At 47.5% G+C, this 26,522-nt stretch carries 21 protein-coding genes; 20 read left to right on the top strand and 1 reads right to left on the bottom strand.

Features of this window, described 5'->3' with window-relative positions; translation table 11 throughout:
• The first annotated feature begins 21 nt into the window (after nucleotides 1-21).
• From ADU23_RS05525 to ADU23_RS05450, 15 genes are all read left to right on the top strand, one after another.
• Complete coding sequence (locus tag ADU23_RS05525; protein ID WP_053372831.1) at nucleotides 22-915, top strand: carbohydrate ABC transporter permease; 894 nt, start codon at nucleotides 22-24, stop codon at nucleotides 913-915.
• 86 nt (nucleotides 916-1,001) lie between these two features.
• Nucleotides 1,002-2,660 (top strand): extracellular solute-binding protein, encoded by a 1,659-nt coding sequence (locus tag ADU23_RS05520; RefSeq protein ID WP_053372830.1) that lies wholly within the window; start codon nucleotides 1,002-1,004, stop codon nucleotides 2,658-2,660.
• A 149-nt stretch (nucleotides 2,661-2,809) separates the two neighbouring features.
• A complete protein-coding gene (locus ADU23_RS05515; protein ID WP_053372829.1) occupies nucleotides 2,810-6,232 on the top strand; it encodes an S-layer homology domain-containing protein in 3,423 nt (1,140 codons plus the stop codon).
• Nucleotides 6,233-6,875: 643 nt separating this feature from the next.
• Complete coding sequence (locus tag ADU23_RS05505) at nucleotides 6,876-7,892, top strand: ABC transporter ATP-binding protein (RefSeq protein ID WP_053372827.1); 1,017 nt, start codon at nucleotides 6,876-6,878, stop codon at nucleotides 7,890-7,892.
• Nucleotides 7,879-8,814 carry an ABC transporter ATP-binding protein gene (locus ADU23_RS05500; RefSeq protein WP_053372826.1) on the top strand — a complete coding sequence of 312 codons (936 nt, stop codon included), beginning with the start codon at nucleotides 7,879-7,881 and terminating at the stop codon, nucleotides 8,812-8,814. The genes ADU23_RS05505 and ADU23_RS05500 overlap by 14 nt, the downstream gene beginning before the upstream one ends.
• Nucleotides 8,815-8,819: 5 nt before the next feature.
• Nucleotides 8,820-9,782: an oligopeptide ABC transporter permease gene (gene opp4B, locus ADU23_RS05495; protein ID WP_053372825.1), complete on the top strand. Its 963-nt coding sequence runs from the start codon at nucleotides 8,820-8,822 to the stop codon at nucleotides 9,780-9,782.
• A 26-nt stretch (nucleotides 9,783-9,808) separates the two neighbouring features.
• Nucleotides 9,809-10,714, top strand: coding sequence for an ABC transporter permease (locus tag ADU23_RS05490; protein WP_053372824.1), 906 nt, complete (start codon nucleotides 9,809-9,811; stop codon nucleotides 10,712-10,714).
• 15 nt (nucleotides 10,715-10,729) lie between these two features.
• Nucleotides 10,730-12,583 (top strand): oligopeptide ABC transporter substrate-binding protein, encoded by a 1,854-nt coding sequence (locus ADU23_RS05485; protein ID WP_053372823.1) that lies wholly within the window; start codon nucleotides 10,730-10,732, stop codon nucleotides 12,581-12,583.
• Nucleotides 12,584-12,744: 161 nt separating this feature from the next.
• Nucleotides 12,745-13,671, top strand: coding sequence for a methyl-accepting chemotaxis protein (locus ADU23_RS05480; RefSeq protein WP_053372822.1), 927 nt, complete (start codon nucleotides 12,745-12,747; stop codon nucleotides 13,669-13,671).
• A 425-nt stretch (nucleotides 13,672-14,096) separates the two neighbouring features.
• Nucleotides 14,097-15,725, top strand: a complete 1,629-nt coding sequence (locus ADU23_RS05475; RefSeq protein WP_053372821.1) for a family 10 glycosylhydrolase — start codon at nucleotides 14,097-14,099, stop codon at nucleotides 15,723-15,725.
• 138 nt (nucleotides 15,726-15,863) lie between these two features.
• Entirely contained in the window at nucleotides 15,864-16,421 is a 558-nt protein-coding gene (locus ADU23_RS05470; RefSeq protein WP_197286041.1) for a DUF5412 family protein, read from the top strand.
• 111 nt (nucleotides 16,422-16,532) lie between these two features.
• A complete protein-coding gene (locus tag ADU23_RS05465; RefSeq protein WP_053372820.1) occupies nucleotides 16,533-17,060 on the top strand; it encodes a TetR/AcrR family transcriptional regulator in 528 nt (175 codons plus the stop codon).
• Nucleotides 17,061-17,190: 130 nt separating this feature from the next.
• Nucleotides 17,191-17,757 (top strand): NAD(P)H-dependent oxidoreductase, encoded by a 567-nt coding sequence (locus ADU23_RS05460; protein WP_053372819.1) that lies wholly within the window; start codon nucleotides 17,191-17,193, stop codon nucleotides 17,755-17,757.
• 140 nt (nucleotides 17,758-17,897) lie between these two features.
• Entirely contained in the window at nucleotides 17,898-18,539 is a 642-nt protein-coding gene (locus ADU23_RS05455) for a TetR family transcriptional regulator (protein ID WP_231637319.1), read from the top strand.
• Between the two features lie 175 nt (nucleotides 18,540-18,714).
• Nucleotides 18,715-19,458, top strand: a complete 744-nt coding sequence (locus ADU23_RS05450; protein ID WP_053372818.1) for an SDR family oxidoreductase — start codon at nucleotides 18,715-18,717, stop codon at nucleotides 19,456-19,458.
• Between the two features lie 62 nt (nucleotides 19,459-19,520).
• On the opposite strand, the gene ADU23_RS05445 is transcribed toward ADU23_RS05450, so the two are convergent.
• A complete protein-coding gene (locus ADU23_RS05445; RefSeq protein WP_053372817.1) occupies nucleotides 19,521-19,916 on the bottom strand; it encodes an SET domain-containing protein in 396 nt (131 codons plus the stop codon).
• Between the two features lie 173 nt (nucleotides 19,917-20,089).
• Between ADU23_RS05445 and ADU23_RS05440 the strand changes: the two genes are divergently transcribed.
• The 5 genes from ADU23_RS05440 to ADU23_RS05420 all read left to right on the top strand — a co-directional run bounded on the left by ADU23_RS05440 (nucleotide 20,090) and on the right by ADU23_RS05420 (nucleotide 26,430).
• Nucleotides 20,090-20,707 carry a hypothetical protein gene (locus tag ADU23_RS05440; protein WP_053372816.1) on the top strand — a complete coding sequence of 206 codons (618 nt, stop codon included), beginning with the start codon at nucleotides 20,090-20,092 and terminating at the stop codon, nucleotides 20,705-20,707.
• Nucleotides 20,708-20,923: 216 nt separating this feature from the next.
• Complete coding sequence (locus ADU23_RS05435; protein ID WP_053372815.1) at nucleotides 20,924-22,576, top strand: response regulator; 1,653 nt, start codon at nucleotides 20,924-20,926, stop codon at nucleotides 22,574-22,576.
• Nucleotides 22,576-24,324 carry a cache domain-containing sensor histidine kinase gene (locus ADU23_RS05430; protein WP_053372814.1) on the top strand — a complete coding sequence of 583 codons (1,749 nt, stop codon included), beginning with the start codon at nucleotides 22,576-22,578 and terminating at the stop codon, nucleotides 24,322-24,324. Before ADU23_RS05435 ends, ADU23_RS05430 begins: the two co-directional genes overlap by 1 nt.
• Complete coding sequence (locus tag ADU23_RS05425) at nucleotides 24,324-25,307, top strand: substrate-binding domain-containing protein (RefSeq protein WP_053372813.1); 984 nt, start codon at nucleotides 24,324-24,326, stop codon at nucleotides 25,305-25,307. The genes ADU23_RS05430 and ADU23_RS05425 overlap by 1 nt, the downstream gene beginning before the upstream one ends.
• 112 nt (nucleotides 25,308-25,419) lie before the next feature.
• A complete protein-coding gene (locus ADU23_RS05420; protein ID WP_053372812.1) occupies nucleotides 25,420-26,430 on the top strand; it encodes a galactose ABC transporter substrate-binding protein in 1,011 nt (336 codons plus the stop codon).
• The last annotated feature ends 92 nt before the right edge of the window (nucleotides 26,431-26,522 follow it).

The following is a 26,522-nucleotide window of genomic DNA, read 5'->3' as shown; positions in this document are numbered from 1 at the left end:
ACTCAAAAGCGGGGGTTGTCGATGAACTATAGTGTGGGTGATCGGATTTTGTCGGTGACGATATATATGATTCTCGTATTGCTTGCGTTCGTTACCTTTTATCCATTTTGGAATTCAATCGTCATTTCCTTTAACAGCGGATTTGACACCTCTTTGGGCGGAGTCACTTTTTGGCCGCGCGCCTTCACCTTGGAAAACTACGATATCGTATTCCAAGATGATCGGATTACGCATGCATTTCTTATCTCTATCGTGAGAACGGTTACAGGCACCTTTACCTCTATTTTCTGTACGGCGGTTTTTGCTTACGGGATGACAAGGCGTGAGCTTGCCGGTCGTAAGCTTTACATGATTCTAGGACTAATTACGATGTATTTTAGCGGCGGGTTGATTCCTTCTTACATGCTGATGAGAGCGATCGGATTGACGAATTCGTTTTGGGTCATGATCATCCCGGGACTCATTAGTGTATGGAACATGATCATATTCCGAACCTTCTTCATGGGCTTGCCTGCCGGGCTTGATGAATCGGCTAAGATCGACGGCTGCAGCAATTGGGGCACGTTCCTGCGAATTGTGCTGCCGCTGTCCGGTCCCGTTCTTGCTACCTTGTCGCTATTTACCGCCATTTACCATTGGAATGATTGGTTCACGCCCAGCATTTACATTACGAACGAAAAATGGCTCCCCATTCAAACGATGCTCAAACAAATTCTTAATGCCAATATTATGTCGGAACAGATGGCGCAGCTCGATTCCGCTGCCCAAAGCGCCGCAGAACGGATGAAAAGCGTAACGTCCAAATCGCTCTCGATGGCGACGATGATGGTCGCAACCTTGCCTATTGTAAGCGTATATCCATTCGTGCAGAAGTATTTTGTCAAAGGCGTCTTGATCGGTTCCATGAAGGAATAAGGCTTGGCTGGCAATGCGGTGTTTACAGCCCTCTGGGCTTCTAAACATAGAATTGAATTTTGAAGATGAGAGAGGGGTTTTAGTGCATGAAGAGGCTGTTATTGAATTCGGTTGTTGTAATGCTTGCGGCTGCGACAGCGCTGAGCGGCTGTTCGACGGGGAATGATTCGAACAAGAAAGAGAATTATGCTGCAAACGCGAAAACAGAAGAGTCTGCTGCGCCAAGTGAAGGTCCGTTCGTGCTTGGCTCTAAGCCAGTGGAGTTCTCGTTCTATGGCAACTATGACTGGTACACGATGCCGCCATGGGGAAATGACTTGGCAACCGGTTGGATCAAAGACCATTTGAAGGTTAACGTTACGCCGGTGCAATCTGGCGGCGATGCCGCAACCAAATACAATATGATGATTGCGTCCAATGAGCTGCCTGACGTGATGTGGATGGAGCGCGGTCCCGATGTCGAGAAGCTTCGTGAAGCCGATATGCTCGTTCCGCTCGATGGTTATTTAGAGAAGTATCCCAATTTGAAAAAATGGCTGGGAGAAGCCGGCATCAACATGCTTCGTTCCGAGGACGGCAAGCTATACCAATTCCCGAACTGGTATACGAGCCAGCCAAACGGGAATGCCGGATATGTGATCAATAAAAAAATCTACACCGAGCTTGGTTCGCCAGCGCTTGAAACGACCGACGATCTTTACAGCTATTTGAAGCAGGTGAAAGAGAAATATGAGAACGTCGTTCCGATTGAGGTTGGCTTAGGCGCTCAAGGAGACGGTCTTGACGTTCTGTACTCCGCCTTTGGCGAAGACTATCAAGTCAAATACCTTGGCATTCGCGGCGTGCCAAAGGACAATGTGCTGACATCGATATTCACAGACCCGGTTTTCCGCGAATCCATGCAATATTCCAATAAGTTGTTCCGCGAGAAACTAATGACGCAGGACGTAATGAGCCAAACGGCCGATCAAGTGAAGGAGAAGGTGCTGAACGGACGCGTTGCCGTATTTGCCGCAGCTAGCCCGACGAAGTACGGTGATCCGGGAAATGCGGTCTTGAAAAAGGAAGATCCTGAAGCGGGATATTTCATGATTTGGCCGATCCATAAGGCCGGCTTAGACAAAAATAAAATATGGCCGGGCACCTTTAATCAGCTAGGCTGGAATGTCAGTGTCATTACGAAAGCAGCCAAAGATCCGGAAGCGATCTTCGCCTTCCTCGATTGGTTTACGGGGCCTGAAGGGCAAAGCGTTGGAATGTGGGGACCTCCAGGCTTGTATTGGGATGGATTTGATGCCGATGGCGCCCCTAAGTTTACGGAGAAATATACGTCCGACAGCGAAGGCCGAGATAAATTGATGGCTACCATTACCGACTTCCAATGGGCAGGCAATACGGTATTTGTTGATAAGTCTAAAGCGAAGTTCGAAATGTCTCTGCCGGAGGATAAGCGCAGCTGGGCAACGGAGCAGCAGACTAAGATTACTTGGAAAACGCAGTCGGATGCTACGGCGTTCATCAATTTAGATCCGCAGCCGGATTCGGAGGAAGGCATCGTTTGGAAGCAGCTCGACGATCTCTTCAAAGAAGTGCGTGCGAAGGCGCTTATGGCGAAGAGCGAAGCTGACGTGCTGTCCATTCTCGACAAAGCCGAAGCAGATGCGCAGGCTATGGGTTACAGCAAGCTGCAAGCGTTCATGACCGAGAAGTGGCAGGAAAACGTTAAGAAGATGAAAGGCAAATAGTTTAGAAGCTTGAAGCAGAGGGGCTGTTCAATAGGTCTGGCGGGCCATTGGGCAGCCTTTTCATCAAAATGATTGCTGGCGTCAAAATTTAATCCAATTAACCTGCAAGCAATCTCGCTTCAAACGTTAACAAAACGGAGGTTATGGTTATGTTACTGAGAAAAACAGCTTCTTTATCGCTTTCTTTCCTTATTTTACTATCAACGGTTTTCTCTTACGGAACGGTATTCGGTGCTAAATCATCGGATATTAGCGGCCATTGGGCGGAGCAGCAATTAACGGAGTGGATAGCGAATGGCTATATTAAAGCTTACTCCGATGGCAGCTATAAGCCGGACAAGGCGGTGACCCGCGCTGAATTTTTGACGATGATCAACCGCTCTTTCGGATTTGTGGAAGAGGCAACATTCAGCTTTAAGGATGTAGCCAGCTCCAGCTCGGAATACGCGGAGATCGGCAAAGCCTTGAAAGCGGGATATATAAGCGGGTATACGGATAACACGATCCGTCCAAGCCAAAAAATCAGCCGTCAGGAAGCGGCGAAGATGATATTTAATCTGCTAAAGCTTAAAGCGGACAATGCGCAGCTTGCGCTCCTGAATGATTTTAAGGATTCGAATAAAATCGCAGCTTGGAGCAAACCGGCAGTTGCCGCAGTCGCTGCAAAAGGCTTGATGAAGGGATATGAGGACGGCACCTACCGTCCAGAAGGATTGATAACGAGAGCGGAAGCCGTTGTATCCTTAAGCCGGGCTTACGGGGCAAAGGGGACAGCAGGCCCGACAGCCTATGACAAGGCAGGTACATACGGTCCTGCGTCTGGCATACAAACGATCGACGGGGATGTCATCATCAGCGACGCAGGCGTTACGCTGCAGAATGTGACGGTGACAGGGAATCTTATCTTTACGGAGGGAATTGGCGCCGGGGATGCAACCCTTGATCATGTCACGGTAAACGGAACCACTACCGTTAAAGGCGGCGGCGAGAACTCGATTCATTTCAAGGACTCGGTGCTTCTTACGATCATTGTAAATAAGAAGGACGGCACGGTCCGCATCGTTGCGGAAGGAACAACGACAGTTAAGCAAGTTACGCTGCTCTCTTCGGCAATTGTAGAGGAAGCGAATGTTTCTGGAAATGGTTTTGCAAATGTTGAAATTCCGAAAGAGCTGCCTTCCCGCTCAAAGGTAACTTTGCTTGGAGCGTTTGAGGATTTGGACGTATATGCCAAATCGTTTGCTATCGAAGTGCCTAAAGGGACTATCCGCAGCCTTCATCTTCAAAAGGATGCGAAGGATACTTCGATCAACCTGGGCAAAGAGTCCAAGATAACAGCATTAGTGCTGGATGAGATCGTGAAAGTGCTTGGACTTGGCAATGTGGATAAAGCCACTATTAATGAAGGCGCTAAAGGCTCGACATTCGAGACCAGCCCTAAAACGATATCGACCGGCTCCCCAACGGTCTCGACAGCCCCTTCCACGTCGATACCATCGACCGCAACACCTGCACCAACGCCAGCACCAACGGCAACAGCATCACCAGCACCGACGGCGACTGCTTCGCCAACACCAGCACCGTCAACGTCGCCAACACCTGCTCCCACACCGCAAGTTCCATTTAACGCAGCTGCCGGAAAAAGTCTAACCTCCGACGCGGTTCTAATGGACGCAACGCTTGCGACTGACGGCAAAGCAGACAATACGGATCTGTTTACCGAAGCAGAGTCCGGCCTTAAATATATTCAAATCGACTTCGGAGCTAGCCAGACGATTAATTCCGTTTACCTGTGGCATTATTTTGGCGACGGCAGAACGTATCACGATGTAATCGTTCAGCTCTCTGATGATGAAGCCTTTGCGGAATCCACAACTGTGTTTAACAATGACACGGACGGTTCAGCCGGCTTAGGCACAGGTACGGACGCTGAATATGCGGAGACTGAGGAAGGAAAAGCGATTTCCGTATCTGCAGTTCATGCGAGATATTTAAGAGTCTACTCGAACGGCGCTACAAAACAAAACGGAGGTTTAAGCGTGTTTAACCATTATGTGGAGGTTGAAGCATGGACGAGTGCAACAAGACCTGCAAAGCCGCCGGAACCGATTTTGTCGCCGGTTATTCTCAAAAACGCGGCAGCCGGAGTGGAGCTAACTACAAACGGGACTGTCGTTGATTCTGTCTATGCGACGGACGGAGTGACGGACAACCTTGATTTGTTAACGGACGCTGGCTCCGGGTTAACTTATATCCAGCTGGACTTTGGCGCAAGCAAACCAATTAATGCGGTTAATCTTTGGCATTATTACGGGGACGGCAGAACCTATCATGACGTTATCGTTCAGCTGTCGGATGACCCTGCATTCGCGGAATCGACAACCGTATTTAACAATGATGCTGACGGCTCAGCTGGGCTAGGAATCGGCACGGACTTGGAATACGCGGAAACGAGCGAAGGCAAAGCCATTTCATTTGAAGCGGTTAGCGGAAGATATTTAAGAGTCTATTCCAATGGAAGCACGAAGCAAAACGGAGACGTTAATCCGTACAATCATTATATTGAAGTTCAAGCATGGGCAGAGCCGCCCGCTTACCGGACTAATAATGTTACGTTCTTAAACCCTGAATGGGTGATGTTCCCTCGAACAGACAACTTCATTCAGCAGACGGTTAATAAAATGACTTCCTATCAAATTAAATATCAAATGATTGACGTCGGATTTTTTGACCGTATCGCCAATACGGCGAGCTTCGAGGACACAGTAGAAGGCGGCGCAATAGACGGAACGCTTGATCCTGCCGCTTATGCCGAGCTACAGCACTGGGTGACCGTATCAAGAGCGACCAACCCGGATATTGAATTGATTGGCGCATTGAGCGGGAACAGCTTTATGCACATACAGAACCTGCCTTGGACCGACAGAAATGGCAAAGTGCATACCCCTGCGGTAGATAAAGCAACCATGCAAGATAATATTGCGGCCAAGGCAAAATATTTTGTTGAGACATTTGGCCTGGACGGTATCAATATCGATTTTGAACCGCTGAGATCGGGCGCGTCGGCTAACGATTACCGGGCATTGATCGTCAAGGTGCGGGAAGCTATCGGCCCTGGCAAGCATCTCTCCATCTGCGGAAATCCGTTCCCGCAGTACATGCCGGATAATGAGATCGCGCAATACGGAGCCCTGCTGGATATGATCATTATGATGGATTATGACACAGGCGACGATACAGAAGGGGATGTGCCAGGCATACCTTGGCCGGCAAATCCATTCACGACGGATGCCGAATCCTATCAGCTCGCTATTAAAGATAATACGATTCGCATCAGCAATGCTTTGAAAAATACGAATTGCGCCTTCATCCCTCTCGGAGTTGGCGTAGATACCATTGATATTTACCACCCGGCATACGAGAATTCAATGAACCACTCTATTGCGGTCAATGATGCGATTGCAGCCGGGGCGAAGGTTGCCGGATCGGGCGTTTGGTGGTGGGAGAAAGCGAAGGATGACGCAGTGGAAAGGCAGCAATTTATCGACTATTGGATTAATGGAAATCCATGATTAGTGCTGGATAAACAGGTGAATCCGGGGTTCCTCCAACTGAGGAATCCCGGATTTTATTGTGGATATGGGGAGGCGGGCGCTAGTGAATTGAAGATCGAGTTAGGAGCATATACCTATAAGGATATGGAAATCAAAAAAACGAGAAAAGGAATGGAGGCAGATAGATGTAACCTACATGTAACATATATGTTCGATATAGCCTGCTCAAGCGAGCAAGTACCTTCCTGGCGAGAAATAAAGTTCGCAAATGAATAATCGGAATCAAACACGTTATGAAATTATTTTATGAACAATCTTTTAAAATCTATTAAAAAGATTAAAAACGAACATTTTTCGAAGGAAAACAAGTAAAAAAGTTTGAATAAAATGTATATTAATAAAATAATAAATATTAAATAAATAATTACATAATTATTTATTTTCCCACATTAATACTTGACATAATGTAAATTTCACATTAACATATGTAGAAAATAAGGATTCATAACCATAATTAAGTAAATTTAAAATTAAAGCGGTCATACTTTAGGTGTATTAATTACTGCTTTTCGTTCAAAAGTATTAGTTTTACTTTGTCTAAAATTGTCTGAATATTAAAACAATTGCGACTATAGTCCCGATCGCTGTCAGGAGGATTCTATTGAATGAAGAGCTGCTGAAAATCGAGCATTTAACGACTTCTTTTCGAATTGCGGATCATTATTATGCAGCGGTGGATGATGTGACGCTAACGGTGAGGGAAAATGAGGTTCTTGCCATTGTTGGGGAATCCGGCTCAGGAAAAAGCGCGTTAGCCTATTCCATTATGGGACTGCATACGAGAGCAAGAATTGAGGGCAATATTTTTTACAATGGCCAGAATATCGCCAATATATCTCCCTCGAAGCTCAACAAGCTAAGGGGGAATGAGCTCGGCATGATCTTCCAAGACCCCTTGTCGGCATTAAATCCGCTTATGATTATCGGCTCGCAGATTGAGGAAGCCATTCTCCTACATAAGCCGAAGCTTTCGAAGAAGGAAAGGGCTGATCGGGCAATCGAGCTGCTGACAAAAGTAGGGATTCCGCGTCCAGAGCATACATACGGGCGATACCCCCATGAATTATCCGGCGGGATGAGGCAGCGGGTCGTCATCGCGATCGCGATCGCAAATGATCCGAAGCTGTTGATTGCCGACGAACCGACCACCGCGCTTGATGTGACGATACAGCTGCAAATTCTTGAATTGCTTAGGAAGCTGAAGCAGGACAGCAAAGCCGGAATCGTCTTAATTACGCATGACTTAGGCGTCGTTGCCGAAATGGCCGACCGCGTAGCGGTTATGTACGCGGGGCAAATCGTCGAGATCGCCGATATTTATACGCTTATCTCGAATGCGAAGCATCCCTATACAAGATCGCTGCTGCAATCCATACCAACCGCGAACGAAGTAAAGTCTAAGCTCCATGTTATTCAAGGAATCGTGCCTTCTTTGCAAAATCTACCTCGTCAGGGCTGCCGCTTTCAATCCAGAATTCCATGGATCAGCGAATCAGCCCATGAAGCGGACCCGATCATGCATGAGATTTCGCCGGGCCATTTGGTCAGATGCAGCTGCTACAAGCACTTTCACTTCCCTGATCCAAAGGAGGAGGATCGCCATCATGTCATTTCTTGAGGTAAAAGATTTAAAGGTTCATTTTCAAAACCGCGGCGGCCTTTTCAGCAGAAAGAGTGAGCCTATCAAGGCGGTTGATGGCATACATTTCTCGATGGAACAGGGACAGACCTATGGCCTTGTAGGTGAATCGGGCTCCGGCAAGACAACGACAGGCAGGGCTATTATAGGCTTAAACACAATGACTTCGGGCAGCATCCTCTTTGAAGGGCGACAGCTTGATGTTCATGGATTGCAGAGACAATCAGCGTACCGCAAAGACATTCAAATGATCTTTCAAGATCCCTATTCCTCATTAAATCCAAAAAAACGCGTACTCGACATTATTGCAGAGCCGCTGCGAAATTTCGAGAAGCTGTCCGCAAGCGAAGAGAAACGCAGGGTGCAGCAGCTATTAGAGCAGGTAGGCTTAAGCCCGGAATCGATTTTCAAATATCCGCATGAATTCTCGGGAGGCCAGCGGCAGCGGATCGGCATTGCAAGAGCGATTGCGCTCAAGCCTAAGCTGATTATCGCTGATGAGCCGGTGTCCGCGCTTGACGTGTCCGTTCAAGCTCAAGTGCTGAACTTTATGCAGGACATTCAAAAGGAATTGAATCTTACCTATTTATTGATCAGCCATGATCTCGGCATTATCCGGCATATGTGTGATCACATTGGCATTATGTATAAGGGCCGTTACGTGGAGCAAGGCACAACAGCAGATATTTTTGATGATCCGCAGCATATTTATACGAAGCGTCTTCTATCAGCCATACCTGATATTGATCCGGCTAAGCGTGAGGAAAAGTATAAATTCCGAGAAGCGGTGAAGGCGGAATATGAACAAGCCTATGGGAAGTATTTTGACGGGAATGGCTTGGCTTATCCATTAAAACCAATATCAGAGACACATTTCGTGGCTTTGCCTGAGAGAGGTTGAGGACGATGTGGAGAACAATTTTACGAAGAATGATCATTATGGTTCCACAAATTCTGTTATTGAGCATTCTAGTATTTCTGATGGCTAAGGCAATGCCGGGAGATGCGCTGACCGGCTTGCTCGACCCGAGCATCGACCCGGCCGCACTGGATGCGCAGCGGGAGAGGCTCGGTCTTAACAATCCGTGGTATGTGCAATATTGGGACTGGATTACGAGTGCTTTCCAAGGCGATTTCGGTCAATCATTCCGCTTTAAAATGCCGGTATCAGACCTAATCGGCCAGCGGATGATGAATACGGTTTGGTTATCATTAGCGACATTAATTCTAACTTACCTTATTGCGATTCCACTTGGCATTACTAGCGGGCGCTATCACGACACCTGGGCGGATCGGATGATAACGGGCTATACGTACCTAGGCTTCGCGGCTCCGTTGTTTATTTTCGCCTTATTGATGTTATGGGTGTTCGGCTTTCATTTTGGCTGGTTTCCGACAGGGGGAAGCATCACGCCAGGGACGGAACCCGGCACACTGGAATACTTCGTGAGCAAATTTTATCATTTGCTGCTGCCGGCGTTATCTATGGCTTTAATTACAACGGTAACAACCGTTCAACTGCTGCGCAGCGAAATTATCGATACGAAGCAGAAGGATTTCATTATAACGGCAAGAGCGAAGGGCGCCTCAGAATCCCGCGTGTATAATCGTCATATTTTACGGAATTCGTTATTGCCGATCGCAGCGTTTTTTGGCTATGAAATTACGGGGCTTATCGGAGGCACGGTATTTATTGAAAGCATCTTCAGTTATCCGGGCATGGGCGAGCTGTTCTTAAGCTCCATTTCACTGCGGGATTTCAGTGTCGTAACGTCTTTGGTTCTGCTGTACGGCGTGGCATCCATTCTCGGCGCATTAATTTCTGACATGATCTTAAGCTTAGTTGATCCTCGTATTCGCATTAAATAAGAACCCGAGACGTTGAGGTGAATGAAATGAGGAAAACAGCCGCCCCAATAAGCGCGCAGAAGCAAATGGACAAAAGTCCTTCGGGCTGGAGCATCGTTTGGCGGGAAATCGTTCGAGACAAGGTGGCGCTTATATCTTTAATATTTTTAAGCCTGGTCATCTTATCCGTCTATGGGATATCCCTTGTTCTGGATCAGGCGCAGATCGTCACGATAGATTTGTTCGAGCTGAAGCAGCCGCCTTCGGCAAAATTTTGGCTGGGCACCGACTATGGCGGACGCGATGTTTTTGGACAGCTCATTATCGGAACGCGCAATTCATTATCGATCGGCATTATCGTAACGGTGCTTACAGGCATTATCGGCGTTTCAATAGGACTTATCTCCGGTTATTTCGGGGGAACGGTAGATAACATTTTTATGCGATTCGTCGATTTCTTCATGATTTTGCCGACGTTGATGATCGTTATCGCATTTGTTACAGCCGTGCCTAAATATAGCATCATTTCCTTTGCGCTTATTATGACCGCTTTTTTATGGATGGGGATCGCAAGGCTGATTCGCTCCAAAGCGCTGCAGGAGAAGGAGCTTGATTATGTCCAAGCCTCGAAGACGCTGGGCTCCTCCAACCTGAAAATTATGCTGTCGCAGGTGCTGCCGAATTTAAGCTCTATCATTATCGTTACGATGACGTTGAATTTGGCGGCCAATATCGGCTTGGAGTCGGGCCTCTCCTTCTTGGGCTTTGGTTTTCCGGAGAGCACGCCTAGCTTAGGCACTTTAGTCAGCTATGCCAAGGACCCGCAAACGCTAGAGTCCAGATGGTGGATATGGTTACCTGCATCGGTACTGATCCTAGTATTGATGTTGAGTATAAACAATGTCGGTCAAGCGTTAAAGCGTGCGACGGATGCAAGACAAAGAAAAGGATAATAGAGGAGGAAATTTATGATTAAGAAAAAGTCTTTTTTCGCAAGATCCCTATTCCTGCCGTTAATGCTGGCACTGCTCGTCTTTCTTGCAGCCTGCTCATCCGGCAATGGCAATGGGAATGGCGCGGGCAATCCTTCTCCGACTGACGGAGGGGACAAACCGGCTCCTACTGAGAGTGAAAAGCCTGCTGCAGATGACGGTCTTTATTCGATTGATGATTTCAGCAACGTGAAGAAAAATGAAGGCGAAGCGATTAAAGGCGGGTCTATTACGTTTGGCCTCGTATCGGACACACCGTTTGAAGGGACGCTGAACTATAACTTTTATTCCGGCGACCCGGATTCGCAAGTACTGGGCTGGTTTGATGAAGGGCTGCTCACATGGGATAAAAACTATGTGTATACGAATGACGGAGCGGCGACGTATGAAGTGGCGGAAGACGGCAAGACATTTACGTTTACGATCCGTGACAATGTGAACTGGCAGGATGGCAAGCCCGTAACCGCGGAGGATTGGTTATTTGCCCATGAAGTCATCGGCAATCCCAAGTACGATGGTCCGCGCTATGACTCTAATTTCACTAATATTGTGGGTATGAATGAATATCATGAAGGCAAAGCAAAAACGATCTCAGGTATCGAAGTGCTTAGCGATAAAAAGCTTAAAATCACGTATATCCAATCATCGCCATCTTTGTTGACAGGCGGCGTGTGGTCTTATCCGTTAGCGAAGCATATTTTCGGGAATATGGATGTAGCCAAAATTTCTTCTTCCCCAGAAGTGCGCGAGAAGCCGATCGGCTTCGGAGCTTTTAAAGTAAAGAGCATCGTGCCCGGGGAATCGGTAGTATTTGAGAAAAACCCGGATTACTGGCGGGGAGAGCCTGCCTTGGATCAAGTCATTCTAAAAGTGATTAACCCAACGACTATCGTTCAACAGCTGGAGAGCGGCGGGGTTGATTTAGTTGATTCATTCCCGGTTGATCAATACCCAGATAACGCGACGATGTCGAACGTGGAATACTTAGGCGCAATTGACCGTGCATATACGTATATCGGATTTAAATTAGGCAAGTGGGATGCAGCGGCCGGCAAGGTTGCTCCTGATCCAAAAGCCAAAATGAGCGACTTGAACCTGCGCAAAGCGATGGCGCATGCCGTTGACAACGATCAGGTCGGCAAAAAGTTCTACCATGGCTTGCGCTGGAATGCGACGACGCTCATTCCGCCATCCCATCCTGAATACCATGATGCAACGAATAAGGGCCTTGCCTTTGACCCGGAATTAGCCAAAAAGATTTTGGATGACGCGGGCTATAAGTTAAATGGCAAGTACCGTACGAAACCGGATGGAAGCGAGCTGGTCATTAACTTTATTTCGATGACCGGCGGCGATATCGCTCAGCCGCTTGCCCAGTATTACGTGCAGTCTTGGCAAGCTATCGGCTTAAACGTTCAGCTTGAAATGCTGGAATTCAATACGTTCTATGACCGCGTTGGCTCCAATGGCGAGGACGATCCGAAAGTAGACGTTTATCAAGGAGCATGGAGCGTAGGCATTGACGTTGACCCTGCAGGCTTGTATGGCCGCGATGCGATCTATAACTTCCCGCGGTACGCGAGCGATGAGCAGGATCGATTGCTAAAAGCGGGCATTTCAGCAGAAGCGTTTGATGTAAAGGTTCGCCAAGGCATTTATAAGGAATGGCAGCAGCTTATGGTAGACGAGGTTCCGGTCTTCCCGACCTTGTACCGCGCCGTTATCGTTCCGGTCAACAAACGGATTCTCAACTATGCAATTGGCGATGGAACAAATCTATATCCGTATCAGATTGCCGTATCGCAGGATAAACCGGCTGTAGCGAAGTAAGAAGCAGAAGGACCCGGCCATTTATGGTCGGGTCCTTTCGCATGGTACGCAAATCGCCGGTTGTTAATATTTGCTTGCACATCTTGTATAATGTTTGTAGAATGTTGTGTGGGCTATTAGGCTTGCTTTATACATTCGAACTGATGAAGGAGAACCTTTACATGACAGAATGGAACACCGTCCTGCAAATGACTACTCAGGTATTGGACAAGCGGGCTGTTCTTACAGCTATTGAGCAGTCACTTGCCATGATCGAATTCGACGTTAAAGGACAGGTATTATGGGCAAACGAAAATTTTGCGCAGGCAATGGGATACCGCTCCGCAGAGATGCCAGGCATGATGCATAAGCAATTTTGTTCGCCGGATTTTGTGAATAGCACCGCGTACGCCAAGCTCTGGGACGATTTGCGCAATGGACGGCCATTTCAGAATAAAATATTGCGATTAACCAAAAACGGCACTGCGATCTGGCTGGAGGCTACTTACATGCCGATCAGGGATGAAGAGGGCAAAGTCATTGCGATTTTAAAAATGGCAACGGATATTAATGCCCGTGAGCAAGCGACTGCTCAAATGACAGAAAACTTGCTGCAAATGTCCGAGGAGCTGCTGGACCGGGCCCAAGAGGGCATATCACACAGTCAAGAAGTGGAAGCGGCAATAGAACGAGTGGCAGACGGAGCAAGCGAGAATATGGCCGTTCTCGGGCTGCTGGAACAACAAACAAGCTTAATCCGCAAAATCGTCCGTACGATCCGCGACGTAGCTTCGCAAACGAATATATTGTCTTTGAACGCGGCGATAGAAGCTGCGCATGCGGGTGAGCATGGCCGCGGCTTCAATGTGGTAGCGACTGAGGTGCGCAAGCTGGCAGGGCAGGTTCAGGAAGCGACCAAAGAAGTGAATGGGTATGTGGAAGGTATCGTAACCCATGTGCAAGAGGTCGTAAAAGGGACGAAGCTCTCACAGGAGGTCGTTGCGGAAAGCCAGCAGCGCATTCAACGGGCCGTCGACGAATTTATGAGCATTGGCGCGGCAGCGCGGCAGCTGGATACGAAGGCTAAAGAGCTCAAATTAACGATATAGCAAGCTTATCCCGCGTATCCACCTTCATGACATGCCATAGATGGCATTAACGGATGCCAAACAGCTTCGTAATAACGGCTTGCGGCAACTCTGCCAGCAGCACAGAACCATCTGCAAATTCTAATGCAGAGAATTCAACTAATGCCACAACCGGTTTAAGGCGATCATTTTTTCTAACCCCTAACTATGAAAAAATTATCATTCTCTCTCCGCAGGATAGAGGGGATATGTCCGTTTGTGAATAACCGATAATGCTCACTTTTTCAAATCAGAGCATAATGACACGAATCGAGGCTGGATTAGTCTCGCATATATTATTAAATTTTGTTAATTGTCCTTGTCCTCATGCAACCAAAGAATAGGAACAAGCGTCTAACGTTTGGGATGCATAATTACATTGTTTGGAGACAGGGGAACTGGAACGCATGAAATGGGGAAAATGGACCATAGGGCTGCTGCTTGTCGTTATTTGCATGACAGCAGCCGCACCAATCAGCCAAGCGGCGCAAAAAGCTGGCATTCGTATTATTTTGAATGGAAAGGCCATTGAGAGCGATGTATCGCCTTATATCATTCCAAAGGTTAACGTAACGATGGTACCGCTTCGCATTATTAGTGAAGAGCTGGGAGCCACTGTGAATTGGAACGCCAAGGAGCAGTCGGTTACGATTCAAGGCAGCGACAATAAAGCGATTTCGATGACGAGCGGCAGCACGGTTGCCACCGTTAACGGGGAGAGCATTAAGCTGGATGCATCCGTTCAGGTGAAAGCAGGACGAGCTATGGTGCCGCTAAGGTTCGTCAGCGAGCAGCTTGGGCTAACCGTCAATTGGAATCAAGTGGAGCAGATGATCACGCTGCTGACAGCAGTAGTTGAAGATCCGACGGGTGAAACACCGCTGCCAGATCCAGATCCAAATCCGCTTCCGAATCCAGATCCGAATCCAGGAACAGGCACGAAGGAGCTGCGCGGAGCATGGGTTTCCACTGTCTATAATTTGGACTGGCCCTCGCAATCCTCTTATCAAAATGCAGTGAAGCAGATGGGCGAGTTCGTCAGCTTATTGGATGATTTGCAGGGAATGGGATTAAATGCTGTTTTTGTGCAGGTACGTCCTACGGGCGATGCCTTGTATCCTTCGAAGCTGGTTCCGTGGTCAAAATATTTGTCAGGCGTACAAGGCCTTGCACCTACATACGATCCACTGGCTTTTATGATCGAGGAGACGCATAAACGGAATATGGAGTTCCATGCTTGGTTCAATCCGTTTCGGGCGAATGTTGACGCAAAAACCGAGCTGCTGGCTGAAAATCATGTAGTGAAGCAGCAGCCGGCATGGATCGTGAATGCGGCAGGCAAGCTGTATATTAATCCCGGCATTCCGGCGGCGCGCCAGCATATTATCGATACGATCATGGAGGTCGTGAACGGTTATCCGATTGACGGCATCCATTTGGACGATTATTTCTACCCGTCGAACGTGGAATTTGCCGACGATGCTGCCTTTAAGAGCTACAACGCCGGTAAACTAACATCAAAAGCGGACTGGCGCCGAAGCAACATCAACGATTTTGTCCGCCAGCTCGGAGAGTCCATTCACGCGGTGAAGCCGCAGTTGAAATTCGGGATCAGCCCGTTTGGGGTTTGGCGGAATAAGTCGGTGGACAAAACCGGCTCAGACACGAATGCAGGCGTAACGGCGTACGACAATATGTATGCGGATGTGAGGACGTGGATACAAAAAGGGTGGATCGATTATATCAATCCGCAAATTTATTGGAGCCTCTCCTTTAACGTTGCGCGCTATGACAAGCTTGTGGATTGGTGGGTACAAGAGGTGAAAGGGACAGGGGTTGACCTGTATATCGGCCATTCACCGTATAAGCTGGGCACAAAGGAAGCGGGCTGGCAAAGCGCTCAGGAAATCATTAATCAGCTGGAATACAATAAAAAATATCCGGAAGTGAAGGGTGATGTTTTCTTCAGCGCAAAGGATCTCCGGAAAAACCCGCTCGGCATTATGGATGCATTGCGCACTTATTATTTCAAATAAGCATAGGATCACAACGTTCATGCTTTGCCGCTGCGGCGAAGCATGAACGTTTTTAAATTTAAGGTTATGGTAATGGCGTTGCAACCAAGGATTTGCAACATGATTTAGCATGGTTCCTTTACTTAGATAGTAAGGAATATGAAAACCATATCGACGGGAGGAATTATTATTAATTATTTATACTTATTAGGCTTCTTCATCCTTTCTCTCATTACTGTTCTGATAGGTTTTATCTTTTGTTTCAAACTATTTGTTTTCTTTATCAAAAAGAAGCCATTTCCCAAAAAACTGTTAATTGCAACTCTGATAGGAATGGGTATGATTTCTACACAAGTGATATACAATACATACTTTTTTACATTCGATAACCTTGAAGGTGAATTTTATAAAGGACCCGTGAACTCCCCAACAGACAAATATACTGCTAATGCTTACTATAAGAATTACGGAGGTGCCGCTGGTGGAGTTAATTTATGGGTAGAAATAACTTATCATGATGATAACAAAATAAAGACTGTGTATCATAGTGATGCGAATAGCAACTTTTCTATGGAATGGAAAAATGAGAATACGCTATACATTGTAAATGATGAACCAGGGTTCCCAAGTTCAAACAGAAGTGTTGAATTGAACGTTGAAAAAGAGATTCATTACGAGGGTGGATTAGTTTGGAGGATAATCAACAATCAACACTAACAGAGCCGAATTTAAAACAAAAGGTTGCAAATGAACAAAAGTTGAAGTACTATGAGTTTAGTGATTGATCAATCACTAAATATGAATCGCAACTTAAAGGCGGGAAACACAGTGACAAAAAGCCCAGCAACCTCAGTCAATCGTCGCAATGATATCGTATCTGCTGCCATTGAGGTGTTTGCGGAAATTGGCTATTACCGAGCTACGACAGCGAAGGTAGCCGAACGCGCCCAAATTTCGCAGCCGTACGTATTCCGTTTCTTTTCCACGAAGGAAGCGCTTCTGCTAGCGGCTTTGGAAGTGTCGTGGACGCGTATCCTTGATGCGTTCCGTCAAGTTATTTCGACAACGGGTCCTGAACAGCTTGAGCAAGAGCTGACTGCTGTGTATGCGAATATAATGAAGAGCTACCAGAACGAGACTCTGCTCCAAATGCAAGCTCAAACGATAAAAGAAGATTCCATCGTTGAGGTTATGCAGAAAGGATTCCGAGAGGTCCAGCAGATCGTTTATGATGCGTTCAAGCAAGCGGGTTTGGAGAGGCCGCAGGAGAAGACACTCCTTTTCCTAGCTAGAGGCATGCTGTGCAACATCTCGATGGCGCTGTCCTTGCCGGAATTAATGGAGATGAATGATTAGCCGAGTTATTCTTGGCTTTTAACGGATTGTTATTGATCAATCAATCACATTTTTCACCATTTGTAATTGATTGATCACTAATTATATAGATTTCAAAAATACGCTTGTCCATTCGAGAGGAGAAATGAATATGAAACATCTTATCGTTTACGCACACCCGAGAAAAGAAAGCTTTAACCATGCTATTTTGGAGACAGCGGTTGCAGGGCTTAAGGAGAATGGCCATGAGGTCGTTGTTCGTGACTTATATGGAATTGGGTTTAACGCGGTGGTCAGCAGCAGTGAGATCCTTGGAGGCATCTCTGAGGATATTGAACTCGAGCAGCAATATTTGAAATGGGCAGACGTCGTAACGTTTATTTATCCGATTTGGTGGACGGGATTGCCTGCTATTTTGAAAGGGTACATTGAGCGGGTTTTTACCTATGGTTTTGCTTACAAGTATGTGAATGGCGAGCAGATGGGACTATTAAAAGGGAAAAAAGCGGTTATTATTCACACGCAAGGCAAATCGAATGCCGAGTATGCAGCCAGCGGGTTGGATAAAGCGCTTCGCCTAACTTCGGACAAAGGGATATTTGAATACTGCGGCTTTGAAGTTTTGTATCATGTGGTCTTTGACGCTGTCATGAGCTCGGACGAAGCTACGCGCCGCGCTTGGCTTGATCAAATCGCTTTTATGGCAAGTAAGGCATAATGCTTATACACATCTATAACGCAGCATTTACTAATCCCGATGTTGCTCTTGCAAGCTTTCATTATACGGGTGACAAAATAGCATTATTGTCATTAGTATTACGCCGTGCTATGATGGGGTGAAAGAGCTGAGAGGGGGGAATGGTGCGCGTTCAGAATCCTTTGATTTTGGATGAACGGCTGCTACCCATTATGACGAATGATCAACCATTAAATAAGGAACAAATATTAGATGCGGCAGAACAGGTGCTTAGACGTTTTGGGCCTGAGAAAACGTCGGTTGTCGACGTAGCGAAGGTGCTTAAAGTGAGCCACGGCACGCTGTATCGCCATTTTGCGAGCAAAGCGTCCTTGCGGGAAGCGGTAACCGAGCGCTGGCTGCATCGTTGCATCGCCTTGCCACTAGAGGAAATCGCGAGCCAAGCAGGCGGCAGCTCGTCAGAGCGCTTGCGCCTGTGGCTGGAGACGCTTATCCGCAGCAAGCGGAACTACGCTTCCAATGATGCTGAGATGTTTGCGATGTACGCCGCAGTAACGTTAGATGCGGTTGAGATGATTGCTGTTCATGTAGACCGCTTGATTGCGCAGATCGCGCAGATCATCGAGGAAGGGATAAAAACGAAGGAATTTAAGCCAGGGCAATCAGAGCAGACTGCCAAAGCTTTGTTCATCGCGACCTCGCGTTTTCATCATCCGGGCCATTCGTACGAGTGGACAGCTGAGAAAAGCGATGCGGAGTTCGATATGGTATGGAAGCTGCTGCTGACAGGAATCGCTGCATAGGTAATACAAGGAAAGCTCCTCTGATGCTGGGCATCAGGAGGGCTTTTTTCTTTTTAACAAGGCAAAAAAGATGCCTGAAAAATAAATGACAAAAATACAATAATGTCACTTGATATTTGTTTGTGGTGCGGATATAATCAAACCATAAGAGAAACATTCTGAGGAGGAATAAAGCATGGAACATAAATTGGCGGGCAAAGTAGCTTTGGTAACAGGTGCATCTAGAGGAATAGGGCGTGAGATTGCTGAAGAGCTAGCCCGTAACGGTGCTAAGGTTGTAGTGAATTTTGCGAGCAATCCAGCCAAAGCAGAAGAAGTGGTTAACGGCATTAAGCAGCAAGGCGGCGAGGCTGTGGCCGTACAAGCGGATATTAGCAAAGTAGCGGAAGTAGAGATGATGTTCCAGAAAACGTTGGATGCTTTCGGGCAAATAGATATTCTCGTCAATAATGCCGGTATCATGATTAATAAACCGATAGCGAACATGACAGAGGAAGACTTCGACAAGCAATTCGCGATCAATGTGAAGGGTACGTATTTTGCTTGCCAGCAAGCGGCTTTGCATATGAATGCGAACGGTCGTATTGTTAACTTTTCGACTTCGGTTAACGGTTCAATGTTCCCGACTTACAGCGTGTATGCAGCAACCAAAGGCGCGGTTGAACAGATTACCCGCCAGCTTGCCAAGGAGCTTGGGCATAAAGGCATTACGATCAATGCGGTTGCGCCGGGCCCGATTAACACGGAGCTCTTTAAGGTAGGGAAGTCAGAAGAACAGATTGCTGGCATCGTAAACCTGAACGCTTTTGGAAGACTTGGCGAGCCGGAAGATATTTCGAGCGTCGTGCTGTTCTTGGCGGGTAAAGAGTCACAGTGGATGACAGGCCAAACGATTCGCGTAAATGGCGGATTTGTATAAAATAAAAAACGAGGCCGTTCGGATTATTTTCTCCGGAACGGCCTCGTTGCATGCTGCAAGCCTTACTTATTTTCTTTTTCTTTATCTTCATTAAACCATAGCGGCTCTTCGTTATCGACTTCGCCATTATAGTTAATGAGGATCTCTTCCCCGGCAGCGATGTCCGTATAAGCGAAGAAATCGACGGTATGATTGTCAAAATTAAGATCATAGTACGCATTTGGCGTATAGGAATGGTTGAACAGCATGCCATAACCCAGCAGGATTGCCGTATGGTTAGCGCCATACTCAAACACGTAATCGGCAAGCAGCGTTTTCTCTATATGTTCATGCTCTTCATTTGGGAAGGGAATGACCGGTGCTTCGTGTATAAGATCACCTTTTGCTATATCTTGCGTCGCAAATACCCCTCTATTGAACTCTCCGTCGCTAAGCTTGGAAGTCTTTACCTCAATCATGTTGCTCACCTACGTTTTCTTTAGTCTAAGGAGTCCCGTATTGCATAAGCTATCTAACTCATCTAACGTAATATAGCAATATAATGAGGAAATAGCCAGCATCTTGTGATGAATATACATAAAATTGGAAACAAATATCATCGCTTCGACGTCTATCCTAAGAGGTGATTCCTATGTATCGAAAATCGTTTTTTTTCGTCCTTTGCTGCGCAATCCTATGGAGTGCAGGGATTATTGCTAAGCCAACCGCCGTCTATGCATGCTCCTGTGCGATGTCGCCATCTCCTGAGAATCAAGTGAAGGAGGCGCTTCGGCGCGACACATCCATCTTCGCAGGCAAAGTAACGGAGGTCATCCAGCCGCCTGAGAAAAAAGTGATGTCGAGCGCTGATCTCGTCCAAGTAAACTTCGAGGTGTCTACGGTATGGAAAGGCGAGCTGGGAAAGCAAACAACTGTATATACAGCCATGAGCTCAGCGAGCTGCGGCTATGAAGGCTTCGAAGTGGGTCAGGCTTATATCGTTACTGCAATCGGGAAGCCTGTGAAGCTTGAAACCAATATATGCGATTTAACGAAGCCGCTTGCTTCGGCGAAGGAAGAGATCAAGCTGCTAGGTGACGGTTACGGGCCGCAGCCTCTTAGCTCAAAGAAAACTATGCCAACTGAACAGGTACAGGCGACAGGGGCGCAAGGTGCAGGGGGAATGCCGCTCGGCATCATCGCGATCGTTTTCTTCATTATGACCGTGATCGTTACAGCGATACAGCTGCGGCGCCGGCGTTTGAAATAAGAAGAAGAGACAAGGCTGGCAGCTCCCTTTAGGGACGCCAGCCTTGCTTTATTTTAGCCGAGTTTTAATAGGTATAATTGACAAGGCGAATGACGAACCATAATGGGATCAAACGAACTTATATTTACAAAGACAAAATTTATGGCAAAATGGTATTGGCGGCACGCAGTCCGCAAGGAGGCGTCGCGCTCAAAGCAATGTTTTAGGGGGAGCCTTATGTATAAGCTGCTGCTTGTCGACGACGAGCCGGAAGTTACGGAAGGATTAATGGTCGAAATAGATTGGGCCAGCTGCGGCTTTACGGAAGTAAGGACGGCAAGCAACGGCAAGGAAGCGATGGAGATATTTGAGAAAATGGAGCCCGACGTGCTCATTACCGATATTAGTATGCCCTATATGAATGGGCTTGAGCTCTCGGAATGGGCAAGAAAGATGTACCCGATTACGCGAATCGTTATCTTATCCGGACATGATGAATTTGAATATGCGAAGCAAGCCATCCATTTGCAGGTAGAGGCTTATGTTTTGAAACCGTTCTCAGGCGAGCAGCTGACCGAAACCATTGCAGAGGTTGCAAGGCGGATGGATGAGGAACGGGAGATGCGGAGCAATATCGAGCTGCTTGAGGAGCATTACCGTACCAGCTTGCCCATCGTTCGCGAGAAGTTTCTATCGTCCTTGATCACTCGCAAGCAGCAGCATAAGGACATCTCGGCGAAAGCGGCCAAATACGGCATGCAGCTTGAGGGCGAAGGTTATGTTGTATCGATTATATCTGTAAACCACTCCGATGACGGGAGTGAGAAGGGGGCACAGTCCTCCTCCACCTCTCTGGCCTCGTCAACTGATCTCGATCTGAAGTTATTTTCCGTTTGCAACATTGCAAGTGAGATATGGGCGAGGCATGAGCTAGGCAAAGTATTTATCCATCAGGATCAAGTCGTATTGTTCTCTGTGAGCCCGCGCCCGGAATCCGAGCTTATTATGGAGCAAACGCAGGATGCGCTGAAAGAAATTTTGCAAAGCATCGAGCGGTTTTTGCGGTTCCCGGTCATGATTGGCGTCGGAACGTTTACGCGGGATATCGGCAATTTGAAATATGCTTACGAGTCCGCTACGGTTGCGCTCGATTACCGGCGAATTCTCGGCAACAATTTGATTATTTGCATTGACGATATGGAAAGCAGGGATCATGAGAAGCTTTTGTTCGACGAGTGGAAGGAGCAAAATCTAGTCAGCGCAGTCAAGCTCGGCACGGAGAAGGAGCTGGAGGAGGTCGTTGATGGGCTGTTCGACGAAATCGCCCGCGTTCAAGCGCCCGTGCATGAATATCAGCATTATTTGCTCGAAATGGTTACAGCCATTATCAAGTTGACCAAAATTCATGAAAGCGACTCCGATGATATTTTTGGGGGCGGATGGGGCATTTTGAATCAATACCAGAAGCTCAACAGCGTGCAGGAGACCAAGGCATGGTTCGGTGAGCTGTGCGCGAAGGTGCGCAGCCGTATCGCGAGCCGCAGGCAGCATACGTATAAGCAAATTGTAGAGGATGCGATCAGCTATACGAAAAGCCATTTTCACGAAAGTGATTTGTCTATAGCGAAGCTCTGCGCACAGCTGCATATTAGCACGGGATATTTCAGCGGTTTGTTTAAGAAGGAGCTGAAAATGACGTACGGCGCCTATTTGCTGCAGATGCGGATGGAGTCGGCCAAGGAGCTGCTTCGGACGACGGAGCTTAAAGCGTTCGAAATTGCCGATCAGGTAGGCTTTGCCGACCCGAACTATTTTAGCCTCACGTTTAAGAAATATGCGGGCTTGTCCGCCAAAGAATATCGCAGCGGATTGTTGGGGCAGGGCAAGTGATGCAGCGCAGAAGCATTCAATATATTTTGACGGTGGCGTTCACGCTGTTCTCCGTATTTATCATCTTAATCGTTAGCGTCGTATTGTATGGCCGCTTCTCGGCTACCGCTAAGGAAAACGCTTTTCGCAACTCGCAGCAAATTGTAGATCAGGTCAGCTACAATCTTGAAAATTATGTGGAGGTTACCTCCGATCTGTTCAATATGATGCACCATGCCATTGGCCAAAGCGATAATGTGAAGTCGGATACGATGCGCCGGCAGCTGGAATCGATGATGTCCACGCGTACGGATACGGTATCGCTTGTGCTCTTTGACGATAAGGGGCAGCTGCTCTTCGACCTGCCGAATGTTGAATTGAAGGACACGCTGAAGGTGACCGAGGAAAGCTGGTTTCGCAGTGCGCTAGATACGACGGGCCATTTATCCATTTCGCTTCCCCATGTGCAAAACTTGTACAAGCAGCAATTTCGCTGGGTCGTATCGATCAGCAAGAGCATTACCGTTCAGCATAATGGCAAGCAGGTGAACGGCGTATTGCTGCTCGATGTGAACTTCAATACGATAGATGAGCTGTCCGAACGAGTTAGCTTGGGGCAAAAAGGGTACGTATACATGCTCGACGAGTCGGCGGGCAATATCGTCTATCACCCTCAGCTCGAGCTTATTTACGCGAGTCTAAAAGAAGAGAACGTCGAGCTTGCGCTCAAGCATACTTACGGCAGCTTTATCGATGAATCCACGGAGGATGCGAAAATGATCAGCGTCCAAACGATCGGCAACGTCGGCTGGAAGGTTGTAGGCGTATCGTATATGGATGAGGTCATGACGACAAGCTCGGTATTGAACCGTTCGATGTTGAAGCTGCTTATTGCGCTGGCACTCATCGTTTTCCTGCTGTCCAGCTTAGTATCACGCCGCATATCAAGGCCGATCAAGCGGCTGGAGCTGTCGATGAAAAGCGTGGAGCGGGGCGATTTCGACCTGACGGTCAGCGGCGAGGGACCGCTTGAGATTAAGCATCTTGCGGATCGGTTCAACATTATGATCGGTACGATCAAGCAGTTGATGAACCGAATCGTAACGGAGCAGGAGAGCAAACGAAAATATGAGCTTGAGGCGCTGCAAGCGCAAATCAATCCGCATTTTTTGTACAACACCTTAAATACGGTCGTCCGTATGGTCGGCATGAACAAAAACGAAGAGGTCATCAAGACGATTACGGCATTGTCGAAGCTGTTCCGCATTAGTATCGGCAAAGGAAAAAGCTTGATACCGATCGCAGATGAGATGGAGCATGCGCGAAATTATTTGATCATCCAGCAGATGCGCTTCAAAAATAAATTCGACTATACCTTTGATATGCAGGAAGAGGCGCTGTCTTATGTTACCTTGAAGCTTATTATTCAGCCGTTAATCGAGAATGCGCTGATGCATGGCATCGAGCCTTCCGTCGATAAAGGGCATATCGTAATATCCGCTAAGCTTGACGGAAGCGATGTGGTCATTCAGGTGATCGATAACGGGCTAGGCATGTCGGAGGAGCAGCTCGGCAAAATCCTTTCGGGAGAAGTCGTAAGCTCGAAGGGCTCAGGCGTGGGCATCATGAATGTGCAGGAGAGAATACGGCTTTATTTTGGCGAAAAGTATGGGCTTCATTTTGAAAGCGAGCTGGAAGTCGGAACGACTGTCACCATTCGTTTCCCTGCCCGAAAGCCTGAGCAAATCGAAGGGGGGGATCCGTCCTAATGGCTATGAAAAAAGGAAGCATCATTAGCTGGCTCCTCTTCTTCGTTGCTGCCTATCTGCTGTATTCTGCGCTTTATCCGGATGAGCAGCAGCCGAAGCAGGAGCAAGCAGGGAAGACCATCCAGCTTATTCTACGCACAAGCAAAGGCGACTACTGGCAAAACGTAACGATGGGCGCGCAGGCAGCGGTCAAGGAATTTGGCATCAATTTGCATGTCTCCGCTCCAACGGACGAAGGAGATGTAGAGGGTCAGCTGCAAACGGCGATGCAATCGCTTGAGACGAAGCCTGATGCCATCGTGCTTGGCGCGAATGACGATGCGGCATTTGAGCCTTTTTTGAAGGAGGCAGCCAAGCGGCATATTCCTGTTATTGCAATCGACAGCTTGATTACGTCCGGCGCGACGGCTTCTTATATCGGAATGGACAATTACCTTGCCGGCAAAGAAGCGATGCGCGAAATGGCAGCTCAACTTGGCGGCAAAGGAGCCGTAGCGATCGTTGCGTATACCAAAGGGGGCATTAACGGCAAGCTGCGAGAGCAGGGAATTCGCGATGCCGTAGCTGAATATAAGGGCATCCGCCTTGTAGACAGCCAGCCTTGTTCGGATGAATATAGCATATGCCAGCAAACGGTTAGCGGTATTTTGGATAGGCAAAAGGTAGACGGCATTTTGTCGCTAAATACGGAGACATCGATTGGCGCGGCGCTTGAGCTGAGGCGAAGGCTGGCTGGGGAGAAGATTAAGCTGGTCGGCTTCGACAGCTCGCCGGAGCTGCTGGAATTGCTTCAGGAGAACCAGCTCCAAATGTTGATCGTGCAAAATCCGTTCAGCATGGGGTATCTCGGCGTTAAGCATGCGATTGACGCGGCGCAAGGACAACAGATTCCTAACCGCGTGGAAATGAGCATGGAGTTTATTACGGAGGAAAATATGTTTTGGCTAAAAAATCAAAAGCTGCTGTTCCCCGTCGTTCAATAAACGAAAGATATGAGGATATTAATAAAAGTGATGAGGATATTAAATGTGAATCCATCGCCTTTTGCGACATAATGAAGCTGTAGTTAATTAATCCACCAGGGGGTCAATAAGAATGAAAAAGTGGACGGCAGCGATTATGATCGGAGCACTTGCAGTTACGGCAGCGGCATGCGGAAACTCAGACGGAGAGGGAAGCACAAGCGGGTTGCCAAAGGCAGGCGTTGCGATTTATAAATTTGACGATACATTCATGAGCGGCGTGCGCAACGCAATCGAATCAGCGGCAGAAGGTAAATTGGCAGTAGATATCGTAGATAGCCAAAACTCGCAGCCAACGCAAAATGATAAAGTCGATTTGTTTATTACGAAAAAAGTAAAAGCGATGTCGGTCAACCCGGTTGACCGTACGGCAGCAGGCATTATTATCGACAAAGCACAAAAAGCAAACATTCCAGTCGTGTTCATCAACCGCGAACCGCTTGCCGATGATTTGGCTAAATGGGATAAAGCGTACTTTGTAGGCGCTAAAGCGGAGGAGTCCGGTACGATGGAAGGCGAAATCGTTGCCGAGTATTGGAAAGCACATCCGGAAGCGGATAAAAACGGTGACGGCGTATTGCAATACGTTATGTTAAAAGGCGAGCCAGGCCATCAGGATGCCGAGCTTCGCACAAAATTCTCTATCCAAGCGATCCAAGATGCTGGAATCAAAGTAGAGAAGCTGGCAGAAGACACAGCGATGTGGGACCGCGTTAAAGGCCAAGAAAAAATGGCAGCGTTCCTTTCTTCCAAAGGCGACAGCATTGAAGCCGTTCTAGCAAATAACGATGATATGGCGCTTGGCGCAATCGAAGCTTTGAAAACTGCAGGCTACTTCAAAGGCGACAAATTTATGCCGGTTGTAGGCGTAGATGCTACAGACCCTGCAAACCAAGCGTTGAAAGAAGGAACATTGCTTGGAACGGTTCTAAACGATGCGACAAACCAAGGTAAAGCAACGGTTGAGCTTATGCGCGTGCTTGCTGCGGGCGAAACGCCATCGAAGGAAAATACGGGTTTTGAAATTACAGATGGCAAATATGTATGGATTCCGTACCAAAAAGTAACGCAAGAAAGCAAATAATAAGAGTACAGAAATGGATGAACAAGAAGCAGGGGAATAACGTCACTTGCGTTGCCCCTGTTTTTTTTCGCCCACTTTCCAGGTGGGCTGGA

The sequence above is a fragment of the Paenibacillus sp. FJAT-27812 genome (genome assembly GCF_001273905.1).
Classification (GTDB): Bacteria; Bacillota; Bacilli; order Paenibacillales; family Paenibacillaceae; genus Pristimantibacillus.
This window is presented reverse-complemented; position numbering and strand designations above follow the sequence as displayed.

Bases quoted from the DNA above. Each gene is read 5' to 3' on its own strand.
- ADU23_RS05525 (WP_053372831.1), top strand. From the start codon at position 22: ATGAACTATAGTGTGGGTGATCGGATTTTGTCGGTGACGATATATATG.
- ADU23_RS05520 (WP_053372830.1), top strand. From the start codon at position 1,002: ATGAAGAGGCTGTTATTGAATTCGGTTGTTGTAATGCTTGCGGCTGCG.
- ADU23_RS05515 (WP_053372829.1), top strand. From the start codon at position 2,810: ATGTTACTGAGAAAAACAGCTTCTTTATCGCTTTCTTTCCTTATTTTA.
- ADU23_RS05500 (WP_053372826.1), top strand. From the start codon at position 7,879: ATGTCATTTCTTGAGGTAAAAGATTTAAAGGTTCATTTTCAAAACCGC.
- opp4B (WP_053372825.1), top strand. From the start codon at position 8,820: ATGTGGAGAACAATTTTACGAAGAATGATCATTATGGTTCCACAAATT.
- ADU23_RS05490 (WP_053372824.1), top strand. From the start codon at position 9,809: ATGAGGAAAACAGCCGCCCCAATAAGCGCGCAGAAGCAAATGGACAAA.
- ADU23_RS05485 (WP_053372823.1), top strand. From the start codon at position 10,730: ATGATTAAGAAAAAGTCTTTTTTCGCAAGATCCCTATTCCTGCCGTTA.
- ADU23_RS05480 (WP_053372822.1), top strand. From the start codon at position 12,745: ATGACAGAATGGAACACCGTCCTGCAAATGACTACTCAGGTATTGGAC.
- ADU23_RS05475 (WP_053372821.1), top strand. From the start codon at position 14,097: ATGAAATGGGGAAAATGGACCATAGGGCTGCTGCTTGTCGTTATTTGC.
- ADU23_RS05470 (WP_197286041.1), top strand. From the start codon at position 15,864: ATGAAAACCATATCGACGGGAGGAATTATTATTAATTATTTATACTTA.
- ADU23_RS05460 (WP_053372819.1), top strand. From the start codon at position 17,191: ATGAAACATCTTATCGTTTACGCACACCCGAGAAAAGAAAGCTTTAAC.
- ADU23_RS05455 (WP_231637319.1), top strand. From the start codon at position 17,898: ATGGTGCGCGTTCAGAATCCTTTGATTTTGGATGAACGGCTGCTACCC.
- ADU23_RS05450 (WP_053372818.1), top strand. From the start codon at position 18,715: ATGGAACATAAATTGGCGGGCAAAGTAGCTTTGGTAACAGGTGCATCT.
- ADU23_RS05445 (WP_053372817.1), bottom strand. From the start codon at position 19,916: ATGATTGAGGTAAAGACTTCCAAGCTTAGCGACGGAGAGTTCAATAGA.
- ADU23_RS05440 (WP_053372816.1), top strand. From the start codon at position 20,090: ATGTATCGAAAATCGTTTTTTTTCGTCCTTTGCTGCGCAATCCTATGG.
- ADU23_RS05435 (WP_053372815.1), top strand. From the start codon at position 20,924: ATGTATAAGCTGCTGCTTGTCGACGACGAGCCGGAAGTTACGGAAGGA.
- ADU23_RS05430 (WP_053372814.1), top strand. From the start codon at position 22,576: ATGCAGCGCAGAAGCATTCAATATATTTTGACGGTGGCGTTCACGCTG.
- ADU23_RS05425 (WP_053372813.1), top strand. From the start codon at position 24,324: ATGGCTATGAAAAAAGGAAGCATCATTAGCTGGCTCCTCTTCTTCGTT.
- ADU23_RS05420 (WP_053372812.1), top strand. From the start codon at position 25,420: ATGAAAAAGTGGACGGCAGCGATTATGATCGGAGCACTTGCAGTTACG.